Origin of the sequence: Methylovorus menthalis (assembly GCF_020523625.1) — a bacterium.
GTDB classification, from domain to species: domain Bacteria; phylum Pseudomonadota; class Gammaproteobacteria; order Burkholderiales; family Methylophilaceae; genus Methylovorus; species Methylovorus menthalis.
The window spans coordinates 29313-42438 of the sequence record NZ_JAJAQH010000003.1 but is presented as its reverse complement, the minus strand read 5'-3'; the positions used below and the strand labels follow the sequence as shown (position 1 = coordinate 42438).

At 58.4% G+C, this 13126-nt stretch carries 10 protein-coding genes; all 10 read left to right on the top strand.

Going from position 1 to position 13126, the window contains the following annotated elements; translation table 11 throughout:
* The 10 genes from LG204_RS02815 to LG204_RS02770 all read left to right on the top strand — a co-directional run bounded on the left by LG204_RS02815 (position 1) and on the right by LG204_RS02770 (position 12937).
* A complete protein-coding gene (locus tag LG204_RS02815) occupies positions 1–807 on the top strand; it encodes an ABC transporter ATP-binding protein (protein WP_230335843.1) in 807 nt (268 codons plus the stop codon).
* A gap of 87 nt (positions 808–894) precedes the next feature.
* Positions 895–2340, top strand: a complete 1446-nt coding sequence (locus LG204_RS02810; protein ID WP_230335842.1) for an alginate export family protein — start codon at positions 895–897, stop codon at positions 2338–2340.
* Positions 2341–2434: 94 nt separating this feature from the next.
* Positions 2435–3103: a type IV pili methyl-accepting chemotaxis transducer N-terminal domain-containing protein gene (locus LG204_RS02805; RefSeq protein ID WP_230335841.1), complete on the top strand. Its 669-nt coding sequence runs from the start codon at positions 2435–2437 to the stop codon at positions 3101–3103.
* A 48-nt stretch (positions 3104–3151) separates the two neighbouring features.
* A complete protein-coding gene (gene cobA, locus LG204_RS02800; RefSeq protein ID WP_230335840.1) occupies positions 3152–3898 on the top strand; it encodes a uroporphyrinogen-III C-methyltransferase in 747 nt (248 codons plus the stop codon).
* Between the two features lie 24 nt (positions 3899–3922).
* Complete coding sequence (gene nirB / locus LG204_RS02795; protein WP_230335839.1) at positions 3923–6349, top strand: nitrite reductase large subunit NirB; 2427 nt, start codon at positions 3923–3925, stop codon at positions 6347–6349.
* 80 nt (positions 6350–6429) lie between these two features.
* Positions 6430–7641 (top strand): nitrate/nitrite transporter, encoded by a 1212-nt coding sequence (locus LG204_RS02790; RefSeq protein ID WP_230335838.1) that lies wholly within the window; start codon positions 6430–6432, stop codon positions 7639–7641.
* Between the two features lie 10 nt (positions 7642–7651).
* Positions 7652–9346, top strand: coding sequence for a bifunctional protein-serine/threonine kinase/phosphatase (locus LG204_RS02785; protein WP_230335837.1), 1695 nt, complete (start codon positions 7652–7654; stop codon positions 9344–9346).
* 104 nt (positions 9347–9450) lie between these two features.
* Positions 9451–9765 carry a nitrite reductase small subunit NirD gene (gene nirD, locus LG204_RS02780; RefSeq protein WP_013441169.1) on the top strand — a complete coding sequence of 105 codons (315 nt, stop codon included), beginning with the start codon at positions 9451–9453 and terminating at the stop codon, positions 9763–9765.
* A 136-nt stretch (positions 9766–9901) separates the two neighbouring features.
* On the top strand, positions 9902–12616 hold the full coding sequence (locus LG204_RS02775; RefSeq protein WP_230335836.1) for a nitrate reductase: 2715 nt from the start codon (positions 9902–9904) through the stop codon (positions 12614–12616).
* A gap of 15 nt (positions 12617–12631) precedes the next feature.
* A complete protein-coding gene (locus tag LG204_RS02770) occupies positions 12632–12937 on the top strand; it encodes a hypothetical protein (protein WP_230335835.1) in 306 nt (101 codons plus the stop codon).
* Positions 12938–13126 lie beyond the last annotated feature (189 nt).

Here is a 13126-nt window from a genome sequence, read left to right as displayed (position 1 = left end):
ATGGAAAAAATCGTGCAGGAAAAATACGTACAGCTGGAAAACGTCAACATGACCTTCTTCACCAAAAAAGGCACGTTTGAAGCGCTGAAAAATGTGAACTTCAGCATACGCGAAGGCGAGTTCATCTCCATCATCGGCCACTCCGGTTGCGGCAAATCCACCGTGCTCAACCTGATTGCCGGGTTGTTACAGCCCACTGACGGCAACCTGTTCTGTGCAGGCCGCGAGATTGCTGGGCCTGGCCCCGAGCGCGCCGTGGTGTTTCAGAACCACTCGCTGCTGCCCTGGCTCACGTGCAGTGAAAACGTCTACCTGGCGGTCGAGCGCGTATTTGGCGCCACCGAAACCAAGGTCCAGCTGAAAAAGCGCACACAGGCCGCGATTGAGCTGGTGGGTCTGGCGCATGCCGCCGACAAGCGCCCCAATGAGATTTCCGGCGGCATGAAGCAGCGCGTGGGCATTGCCCGGGCACTGGCCATGGAGCCCAAGGTACTGCTGCTAGATGAACCGTTTGGCGCGCTGGATGCCCTCACCCGCGCGCATTTGCAGGACGAACTGATGGCCATCATGGCGAAATCAGGCTGCACTGCAGTGATGGTGACACACGATGTGGACGAGGCTGTGCTGCTCTCAGACCGCATTGTGATGATGACCAACGGCCCGGCCGCCACCATTGGCGACATTCTGGACGTGGAACTGGCCCGCCCGCGCAAGCGGCTGGAGCTGGCAGAAGACAGCCACTACAACCATCTGCGCAGTGAAGTGCTGAAGTTTTTGTATGAACGCCACGCAAAGAAGGCGGCTTGAGAAGGCAATACCAGGCAAAAAAAGTGGCCCGTCGGTCAGGACGGGCCGGTACAGCAGTTACCCCTCATCAGAAAAAAGGAGCAACACATGCAAAGTAATTCGAGTTTCACCTTGCGTCAAGCCAGCATTTGCGTACTGCTGGCCTTAGGCAGCGCACAGACATCAATCGCCATGGCAGAAGAGACTCTGCCCGAATATACCTTCATGGATGCCATCAAGACCGGCAAAAACCTCACCAGTTTTCGCCTGCGCTATGAAAACGTGAATCAGGACGGCCTGGGGCCAGCGGGCACCTCCGCCGCCAACAATGCCCTCAAGGATGGCGAGGGCCTGACGCTACGCAGCCTGATCGGCTGGCAAACCGCGCCTTACCAGAATTTCAGCTTTGCAGCACAGATGATTGATGTCGCCAAGTTTCAGGATGACTACAACGACAGCACCAATGGCACCCTGATCAACAGCGTATCCAATCAAACCAGCCACGCTGAATACGCCAAAATTGTCGACCCCGACTACACCGGCATCAACCAGCTGTATATCGACTGGACCGGCATCAAGAACAACCGCGTGCGCCTGGGCCGCCAGCAGATCAATCTGGATAATGTACGCTTTATTGGCGACATCGGTTTCCGTCAGGTCATGCAGGTGTTTGACGGCGTGAGCCTGCTCAACAAGACCATCCCCAATACCGAAGTCTTCGTGGGCCACATGGAGCGCGTGAAGCAGATCACCACCGAAACCCGCGACAACGGCGCGCTGGAAATCCTGAATGCCAAATACCGCCTGTCACCCACGGAATTCCTGGTGGGTTATGGCTACTTCTCCGGCTTTGATGACCTAGGCTATGGCCGTGGGTGGTTTGGCAATGCTGCCGCTACCGGCGGTGTCGCTCAGGGCAAGAACGGCAACATCAACCAGAACGCTGACCAGGGCAACAAAATCCTGGGTCTGCGGCTGGATGGCGTGCACCCGTTCAACCCCAACCTGCGCGCGCTTTACACTGCCGAATACGCCAAGCAGACCGATTACAGCGGTGGCGACTCCCGCATTGATGCCCACTACTACAAGCTGGGCGGCGGCGTTGGCATTGATAACTTCAGCCTTCGCGCCGATCAGGAGCTCTTGTCCAGCAACAACGGCCAGTATGCCTTCCAGACTCCATTTGGCACCAACCACCTGTTCCAGGGCTGGGTCGATAAATTCCTGACCACGCCAGTAGAAGGCATCCAGGACAGCTTTGTCACTGCCACCTACAAATGGGGCGACTTCCTGTTCTTTGCCGATTACCACGTGCTGAAATCAGACGAACGCTTCAACACCGTGGGTGGCGGCTTTGGTAACAAGTACGGCACCGAATGGAATACCGCCGTGACCTACAACGTGAACCCGCATCTGGTCACCAAGCTGGAATACGGCAAATACACCGAGGATGACCACTACACCTTGCTGGCAGCCGCCGATACCACTGCTGGCAATCGTGGGCGGATCCGCGATACCGAGAAGTTGTGGCTGACCGTGATGTACACGTTCTAGGCCGATACATCCGCCAGGACTTGTCATCACCCCGTGGTATCTGCATCCCGGGATGCAGATACCGTTTAGCAACTTAAACCAGATGGATGCATGCATGAATACTGTTTTACAACATCGCCGCCCGCACCGCGCAGAGCCCAAGGCCGTCAGCTCTGAGACATTCAGCTCGCTGATCAACCTTGCCGGGCGTCAGCGCATGTTGTCGCAACGCATCATCCTCAATGCCATTCTGGCGACGCAACAGCATGAAGAAGCAGTGGGCGTGGCCCAACAGGCACTCGCGCTGTTTGAGACCAGCCATGGCGAGCTGACAAAAGGCAATGCCACGCTGCCAGGCGTGTTTTTCCCCGCGCTGCAGGCCATCTATTTTGGCGAGCAGCTGGCGGACAAGCGCATCCGCGCTTTCATTCTGCAAGCCCGGTCGGCGATAGAAGCGCTGGGCACGCAGGCTGCCATCACCCTGGTGGAGGAACTCGGCAAGCAGGCCACCCCGCTGGTCAATTTGCTCAACCAGATCACGCAGGTATATGAAGCGGAAGCCAGACAGCACGCCCATACCCAGCAAAAAGAGCAGCGGGCGCTAATGGGCAACATCCAGCAAATCGCCAAGCAGGCCAAGATCGTGTCGGTCAATGCGCAGATCATGGCGGCGCGCGCAGGCGAGGCTGGCAAGGAATTTTCGGTGGTGGCCGGTGTGCTCACTGCCATCACGGGCGAGCTGGACGAGTTGATCGTCAGCGCCATGAAGTCGGCCCAGCGCTAATGCGACGGACCTTGAACACAATGTACCAAGATTGAAACGGTGAATGCGATGGCAGGAAAAGTGTATTTGATAGGTGCAGGCCCCGGCGACCCCGAGCTGATTACGCTCAAGGCGGTGAAGGCCTTGCAGGCTGCCGATGTGGTGCTGGTGGATGACCTGGTGAACCGTGCCCTGCTAACGCATGCGCCACAAGCGCGCATTGTGGAAGTGGGCAAGCGCGGCGGCTGCAAGTCGACTCCGCAGCACTTCATCAATCGCCTGATGGTATCGCTCGCCGAACAAGGCCAGACCGTGGCGCGGCTCAAGGGCGGCGATCCTTTCCTGTTCGGGCGCGGCGGCGAGGAAATGCTGGAGCTGCGTGCCGCTGGCATTGCAGTCGACATCATCCCCGGCATTACCAGCGGTATAGCCGCTGCGGCGGCGATTGGCGTGCCGGTAACGCATCGTGAGTATACACATGGCGTCACGCTGGTCACCGGCCACACCCGCGATGGTGAGCAACCCAACTGGCAAGCACTGGCGGCCAGCGGCACTACGCTGGTGATTTACATGGGCATGAAGCATCTCGCCAGCATCGTGAGCGAGCTGCTGGCGGCGGGCTTATCGGCAGAAACGGCGGCAGCCGCGATACAGCAAGGCAGCTTGCCGGAGCAGCAGCAAGTCGTCACCAGCCTGGGCATGCTGCCCATGGCCGTCAAGCAAGCCGGGCTGGGTAGCCCGGCGATTATCGTAGTGGGCGATGTGGTACGCCTGGCACAACTGAACCTGGACGTGGCAGCCGTTGCAGCTGCGTGATTTTCAAGAGGTAGGAGAATGAGTATGAAGAAAATGAAACTGGTCGTCGTCGGCAATGGCATGGCTGGCATGAGAACCGTAGAAGAGCTGCTTAAGATAGCCCCGGATCTCTATGAAATCACCGTGTTTGGCGATGAGCCGCACCCCAATTACAACCGCATCATGCTGTCCCCCGTATTGGCGGGCGAGCAGACCATCGATGACATCATCCTGAATACACGCGAGTGGTATGCCGAGCACAACATCACGCTGCATACCGGCAAACGCATTGCGAAGATAGACCGCACGCGCCGCATTGCCTATGCCGAAGATGGCACCGAGGCCGAATACGACCGCATGCTGCTGGCCACTGGCTCGACACCGTTCATGCTGCCGATTCCCGGCAAGGAGCTGGATGGTGTGATCGGTTTCCGCGACATTAAAGACGTAGATACCATGATAGACACCGCCAAAACGCACAAGCATGCGGTGGTGATTGGCGGCGGCCTGCTGGGGCTTGAAGCCGCCAATGGCCTCAAGATTCAGGGCATGGAAGTCACCGTAGTGCATATCGGCGGCTGGCTGCTGGAACGCCAGCTGGACAAGACCGCTGGCAAGATGCTGCAAAAATCACTGGAAGCCAAGGGCCTAAGCTTTCTGCTGGAAAAACACACGGAGCAGATTCTGGGTAAAAACGGCCGTGTGATCGGCGTACGTTTCAAGGATGGCAGCGAGATTGCCGCCGACCTGGTGGTGATGGCGGTGGGCATACGCCCCAACTATGCGCTGGCCGAATCGGCAGGCATTCATTGCAACCGCGGCATTGTGGTCAATGACACCATGCAAACCTATGACCCCCGCATTTACTCCGTGGGCGAATGCGTGGCGCACCGCGGCATCAGCTATGGCCTGGTTGCCCCCTTGTTTGAGATGGCAAAAGTCTGCGCCACCCACCTGGCCAATTTCGGCATTGGCCTCTACAAGGGTTCCGTCACCTCCACCAAGCTCAAGGTGACGGGCATTGATCTGTTCTCGGCAGGCGACTTCAGCGGGACTGACGGCGCCGAAGAAATTGTTTTACACGATGCAGTTGGCGGGGTTTACAAAAAACTCGTCATCAAAGATGACAAAATCATTGGCAGCGTGCTCTATGGCGACACCACCGACGGCAGCTGGTACTTCCAGCTGCTGCGCGATGGCAAGCCTATCCACGAGATTCGTGACCACCTGATGTTCGGCCAGGACAGCCTGGGCAATACCGGCCACCAGGGCCAGGACAAAGCCTCCAGCATGACCGACGAGATGGAAGTCTGCGGCTGCAATGGCGTATGCAAGGGCTCCATCGTCAAGGCGATCAAGAGCCAAGGCCTGTTTACCATTGATGAAGTCAAGAAACAGACCAAGGCCGGCTCCAGCTGTGGCTCCTGCACCGGGCTGGTCGAGCAGATTCTGGCTTCCACGCTGGGCGGTGGCTATGCGCCACCTTCCACTTCCAAGGCCGTGTGTGGCTGCAGCGATTTCAATCATGAAGAAGTGCGCGATGAAATCCGCAAGCACAAATACCTCAGCATCCCCGATGCCATGAAGGGCATGGGCTGGCGCACACCGAATGGCTGCGCCACCTGCCGCCCGGCACTGAACTACTACCTGATCTCCACCTGGCCGCACGAAGCCAAGGATGATCCGCAATCAAGATTTATTAATGAAAGAGTTCACGCCAATATCCAGAAAGACGGCACCTACTCGGTGGTACCCCGCATGTACGGCGGCGTCACCACGCCAGACCAGCTGCGCAAGATTGCCGATGTGGCCGACAAGTACGCCGTGCCCATGGTCAAGGTCACCGGCGGTCAGCGTATTGACTTGCTGGGTGTGAAGAAAGAAGACCTGCTGGATATGTGGAAAGACCTCGACATGCCATCTGGCTATGCCTATGGCAAGAGCATCCGCACGGTGAAAACCTGCGTCGGCTCCGAGTTCTGCCGCTTTGGCACGCAAAACTCCACCCAGCTTGGCATTGATATCGAAAAAGCCTTTGACCACATGTGGGCGCCGCACAAGGTGAAATTCGCCGTCTCCGGCTGCCCGCGCAACTGCGCCGAATCCGGCATCAAGGATGTAGGCGTGATCGGCGTCGATTCTGGCTGGGAGATTTATGTCGGCGGCAATGGCGGTATCAAGACCGAAGTCGCGCAGTTCCTGTGCAAGGTAAAAACCGCGGAAGAAGTCATCGAGTATTCCGGCGCCTTTATCCAGATCTACCGCGAAGAAGCGCGCTATCTCGACCGCACCGTGCACTGGATAGAACGCGTGGGACTGGATTATGTGAAGAAACGCATTCTGGAAGACGCCGAAGGCCGCAAGGCCGCCTATGAGCGGCTGATGTTTGCCCTGCAAGGGGCTACAGACCCCTGGGCCGAGCGTGCCAACCAGCGCGAAACGCACAAGGAATTCGACACCATTACCGTTTAACGCACCGCGTGCCATGCGCGGGGCAGGGCTGTTGATAGCCCGGGCCTACGCGGGTACCTGGTATTGCTGAGGAGATTCGCATGCAAACAAGTTTCTGGCAGGCCGGGCACAAGCCCACCCTGTTTTCATCCTTTCTGTACTTTGACCTGAGCTTCATGGTCTGGGTACTGCTGGGGCCACTGGCGGTGCAGATCGCCACCGACCTGCAACTGACACCGGCGCAAAAAGGCCTGATGGTCGCCACGCCAGTGCTGGCCGGGGCGCTGCTCCGCATCGTCATGGGCGTGCTGGTGGATCAGATCAAACCGAAAAAAGCCGGGCTGATCGGCCAACTGATTGTCATCGCCGCACTACTGGTGGCCTGGCTGCATGGCATTCACAGCTATCAGCACACTTTGCTGCTGGGCGTGTTTCTCGGCTTTGCCGGGGCGGCCTTTGCCGTGGCGCTGCCGCTGGCTTCGCGCTGGTATCCGCCTGAACATCAGGGCACGGCGCTGGGCATTGCCGGAGCAGGCAATTCCGGTACCGCGCTGGCCGCCCTGTTTGCACCCGGGCTGGCGATTGCCTTCGGCTGGAACAATGTGTTCGGCCTGGCGCTGATCCCGCTGGGGTTTGCGCTGGTGGTGTACATGATGTTTGCCAAGGATGCGCCGGATGCTCCCGCCGCCAAGTCCATCAGCCAGTATGTGGCGGTGCTGAAAGACCGCGATGCCTGGTGGTTCATGTTCTTTTACAGCGTGACCTTTGGTGGTTTTGTTGGCATGGCATCGTCGCTCACCATTTATTTCCACGATCAATATGGCCTGTCGCCGGTGCATGCCGGTTACTTTACGGCAGCCTGTGTGTTTGCTGGCTCGCTGGTACGCCCATTGGGTGGCAATCTGGCTGACCGCATCGGTGGCATCCGCACGCTAACGGTAATGTATATCGTCGCGGCGTTTTTCCTGTTCGTGCTGAGTTTTGGGCCCGCGCAACAAGTGGCCGGGCTGGCCGTCGTGATCGCTGCCATGCTGGCGCTGGGCATGGGCAATGGCGCTGTGTTCCAGCTGGTACCACAACGTTTCCGCAAGGAAATCGGCGTGATGACTGGGCTGGTGGGCATGGCCGGGGGTGTCGGTGGTTTTTACCTGGCCTCCAGCCTCGGGTATTCCAAGCAAGTCACGGGCAGTTACCAGATCGGGCTGACCGTGTTTGCAGGCCTTGCCATCCTGGCGGTCATCGGCCTCACCAGCGTCAAAAAACGCTGGCGCACCACCTGGGGCTCGGCTGCCGTGACGTCGGCCAAGGTATAGGCTTCTTTCCATGTCACTGCAATTGCTGCTCGGCCAAAGCACGGCCACCGGCCCGCGTGAACGCAATGAGGATTTTGCGGGCATGGTGACGCCGGTCGGCATGCAGCTGCAGACCAAGGGTGCGCTGATCGCCCTGGCCGATGGTGTCAGCGGCAATGCTGGTGGGCGCGAAGCTGCCGAAATGACGGTACGCAGTATCTTGTCTGACTACTACGCCACGCCCGATACCTGGGAAGTGCATAGCGCGCTGGACAAGGTGATCACCGCCGCCAATCGCTGGCTGCTGGCGCAAGCCGCCCAGCACAAGGACTTTGCTGGCATGGCCAGCACTTTGTCGCTGCTGGTGTTTCGCGGACAGCGGTTTTACTCGGCGCACGTGGGCGACACCCGCATCTATCGTCTGCGCAATGGCGAGCTGCAACAGCTCACTACCGACCATGTGTGGGAGCGGCCCGACATGCGGCATGTATTGAAACGGGCCATCGGACTGGATCAGCATTTGTCTGTCGACTATGCCGATGGCGCCCTGCAGGTAGGCGATGTGTATGCGCTGATGAGCGATGGTGTATGGGATGTGCTGGACCAGCCGACGCTGCATCAGGTAATGGGGCTTTACGATAACCCGCAGCTAATCTGCGATGAGCTGACCCGACTGGCGATTGCCCAGGGCGGCCACGACAATGCCACCGTGCTGGCCGCGCATGTGGTGCAACTGGGCGAGGAAACCCTCACTGACCTGCTGGCCGAGCACCGCCACCTGCGGGTACCGCCCAAGATGAAAACGGGCGAAGCGATTGATCAGTTTGAAGTGCTGAGCGTGCTGCATGAATCGCGCGCCAGCCTGATCTACAAAGTGCGCCACCGCATCACCGGTCAGCTGTGGGTGCTGAAAACCCTGCAACCGCTGCTGGCGGAAGACCGCGACAGCTGCCAGGCCTTGCTCAATGAAGAATGGCTGGCCAAGCGCGTGGTATCACAATACCTGCCACAAGTGCTGCCGCTGACCGCCGAGCAACGCAGCCAGCTGTATTACGTGATGAGCTGGCATGAAGGCGCCACCCTGCAACATCGGCTGGACAATGGCCATCACTTCACCACCGCGGGCATTACCGGCATTGGCATTGCCCTGCTGCGCGGCCTGGGTGCCCTGCACCGTTTGCAGATACTGCATCGCGATATCAAGCCAGCCAATCTGCACATGGCGATGGATCAGCGTCTGCGCATACTCGATCTGGGCGTGGCACTAAGCCCGGTGACCGGCCATATCGCCAGTATGGATAACCCCGGCACGCCGAGCTTTATGGCACCCGAGCTGTTTGATGGCGCAGGCGCCTCCGTCAGCAGCGATCTTTATGCGGCGGGCGTCACCCTGTATTACCTGCTGACGCGCAAATACCCCTATGGCGAGATTGAGCCTTTTCAGCATCCGCGCTTTGGCGAGCCGGTGCCGCCGACACGTTATCGGCCGGAGATTCCGCGCTGGCTGGAAAACATACTGCTGAAAGCGGTTGCCCGCCTGCCCGAGCAGCGTTTTGAAACCGCCGAAGAAATGCTGCTGGCATTGGAAATAGGCGAAACCCGGCCGATTTTGCCGCCACCACGCACACCGCTGATTGCCCGGGCGCGACTGGTGAAATGGCAGTGGATTGCGCTGGTATCGTTAATGGTGAATTTCATGCTGCTGTACTTGTTGATCGTCTCGTAATACCGCCGGGTTTAGGCGCGTGCAGGACAGCGGCTTGTCAAGTTTTTGTTAGTACGTTTTGTGTTTTTGTTGTTGCGTTGCCATCTCTTGATTTGGAGTTTTTTATGAGTACCTGGACCAAAATTGCCCCCCTGACCGACATCCCCAAGCTGGGTTCGCGCGTGGTGCGCACAGCCAAGGGCGACATCGGCGTGTTCCGCACCGAGGATGACCGCGTGTTTGCCCTGAACAATAGCTGCCCGCATAAAGGTGGCCCGCTGTCGCAAGGTATTGTGTATGGTGACAAGGTGGCCTGCCCGCTGCATAGCTGGAAAATCAGCCTGATCGACGGCAAGGCAGAAGAGCCGGATGTCGGCGAAACCGCCTGCTTCGCCGTCAAGGTTGAAGACGGCATGGTATTTCTGGACATTCCGTCCTGAAGACGGCACGGCACAGGCTTTTGATCATGCAACGCCATCATGCAAGGATAATTTCAGCCGCGAGGATGGCCTGTCATCCGCAGGCGCTGTCGACCCTGTCATGCAGCGTTGGCGTTAACCAGCGGTACCCAGAATCATGCTAAAAGAAACCAGATCCACTTGTTGTTACTGCGGCGTCGGCTGCGGCGTGATCATCTCCAGTGAAGATGACCGCATTACCGGCGTGCGCGGCGACCCCGATCATCCTGCCAATTTCGGCCGTCTATGCACCAAAGGCTCCACGCTGCACCTCACGGCCAAGCTGGATACTCGCGTATTGCAACCCGAATTGCGCACCAGCCGTCAGGCGCCGCGCCAGCCCACAGATTGGGATACGGCACTTGACCATGTGGCGGACCGCTTTGCCGACACCATACGTCAGCACGGGCCGGACAGCGTCGCGTTTTATATCTCCGGTCAGTTGCTGACCGAGGATTATTACGTCTTCAACAAACTGGCCAAGGGCTTGATCGGCACTAACAACGTCGATACCAATTCGCGCCTGTGCATGAGTTCGGCCGTCAGTGGGTACAAACTGACGCTGGGCGCCGATGCCCCGCCCGCCTGCTATGAAGACATAGACCATACCCGCTGTCTCTTCATCGCGGGCTCAAACACCGCCTACGCCCACCCCATTATTTTTCGCCGGATTGAAGATGCCAAGGCACGCAACCCGGACATGAAGATAGTGGTAGTGGACCCACGCCGCACCGACACCGCCAATGCGGCCGACCTGCATCTGGCAATCCAGCCGGGCACCGACGTTGCCCTGTTCAACGGCATGCTGCACATCATGCTGTGGGAAGGCATGCTCGATCAGACCTTTATCCGCGAGCACACCAACGGCTTTGATGCGCTCAAGGAAACCGTACGCGAATACACGCCGAAGATGGTGGCGGACATTTGCGGCATTCGCGAGGCCGATCTGGTGACGGCTGCCAAATGGTTTGGTAGTGGTCCCTCACTTTCGATGTATTGCATGGGGCTCAACCAATCCATCCACGGCAGCGATAAAAATGCCGCGCTCATCAACCTGCATCTTGCCACCGGGCAGATCGGCAAACCGGGCGCCGGGCCCTTTTCACTCACGGGTCAGCCCAATGCCATGGGCGGCCGTGAGGTGGGTGGCATGGCCAATCTGCTTTCCGGACATCGTGATCTGGATAATCCCGAGCATCGCGCCGAGGTTGCCGCCTTGTGGGGCGTAGACGATGTTCCCGCAAAACCCGGCAAGACCGCCGTGGAAATGTTCGATGCCCTGAAATCAGGCGAAATCAAGGCAATCTGGATTGCCTGCACCAATCCGGCGCATTCCATGCCTGACCTCAACCATGTGCGAGCCGCGCTGGATAATGCCGAGTTGGTGGTATTGCAAGATGCCTATGGCAATACCGATACGAATATTTATGCCGACGTCGTGCTGCCCGCCACCAGTTGGGGCGAGAAAGAAGGCACCGTCACCAACTCGGAGCGGCGCATTACCCACATCACCCCTGCGGTAGCCAAACCGGGAGCGGCCCGCCATGACTGGGAGATCGTGGTCGACTTTGCCCAGCGTCTGGAGCAACGATTGGGCAAGGCAAGCACGCTGTTCAACTACCTGGTGCCAGAGACCATTTTCAATGAGCATCGCGAATCGACCCGGGGGCGCGATCTGGATATCACGGGCCTCAGCTATCAGCAGCTGGATGAGCAAGGTCCACAGCAGTGGCCGCTTGGCGAGAAGGTAAGTACTGGCTTACAACGCTTGTACAGCGATGGCATTTTCCCCAAACCGGATGGCCGCGCCCAATTCCATATTGCGCATTACAAGCCCACTGCCGACAAAACCGATGCGCGGTTACCCCTGCATTTGCTCACCGGCCGCCTGCGCGACCAGTGGCATGGCATGAGTCGCACAGGAACCGTGGCCCAGCTGTTCAACCATGTGGATGAGCCGGTGATCTCGCTCAACCAGCAAGATATGGAGAGGCGCCAGATCAAATCGGGCGACCTGGTCAAGGTGAGCAACAAGCGTGGCAGCCTGACCCTGCGCGCGCAGCCTTCGGATGAAATACAGCCGGCTCAGAGTTTTATTCCCATGCACTGGGGCAGCCAGTTCATGAGCGGGCTGGGCTGCAATGCGCTCATGCCATCCGCTTTTGACAAAACCTCGCGCCAGCCCGAACTCAAGCACACTGCCGTCAAGCTGGAAAAAGTCGAGCTGGCATGGCAGATGACCGTGATGCGCAACTGCGACGACATGCACTTGCTGGAAGCGATTCGCCGCCTGCTGCCCGGTTTCGACTATGCAAGTTGCGGGCTCTATGGGCGCGGCAACGGCATGGTCGTGCTGCAGGCAGCGCACCATGCGGCACCCGATGCAGCGGTGATTGACGCGCTGGATGCGCTGCTGGGCATGACAGAGGGCGCGCCCATGCTGAATTATCAGGATGCGCGGCGCGGCATCAGCAAGCGTATTCTGGTGGAACCCGACGCCGAGACCGGGCGCCAGCAAGTGACTGGTGTGCGGCTGATAGGCGAAACCCTGGCGGCCGAATGGCTGCGCGAAGTGATGTCAGAAGGCCAGCTCAGCGATGAGCTGCGACGCTGGGCACTGGCGCCGCTGAGTGCACCGCCCACTGGCCAAAGGAGTCGCGGCAAGATCGTGTGCAATTGTCTGAATGTGGCAGAGAACGAAATTATTGATACCATACAGATGGGCGCTGATTTCATTACCCTGCAAAACAAGCTCAAGTGCGGTACGCAATGCGGCTCATGCGTGCCCGAACTGAAAAAACTGGTACAACTGCACGGCAGAACTGCCGCTTAACCATAAGGACAATCCATGAAATTCGTTTACCTCGGCCTGTTACTGGCCGCCCTCACTCCTTTTGCCCATGCCGCCGACAGTGAGCCACAAGACATCACCGGCACCACCGACAAGGGCGAGAAAATCGTACTGCACCCGAACGGCCGCTGGGAGTTTTTGGATACCGCCAAAGCAGCAGAAGCCAAGGAAATCGCCAAGCAGTTTCCTGAAAACCAGGGTTGCCCATCCAATATGCAAGGCGGCTTCCTCGGCTTTGGTCGTTGTATTCCACAAGGCGACAAGGATTACAACCGCGGCTCCATGAGTGGCAAGGGTCGTTAAGTCACTGCAATTAACGTCCTCTTTAAAACGATGGATACCCTTTTAAAGAAGACCCTATAAAGCGCTTTAAAGCTCATGTCCGGCGCATACCTCAAACCAAGTTAGTCTTCACTCCTGGTATGCGCTGGCTGAGAGCAGTACCACGCTATTCCCCCGCAGCCTGAAAACAGGCTCAGCAGACGCTTGCTG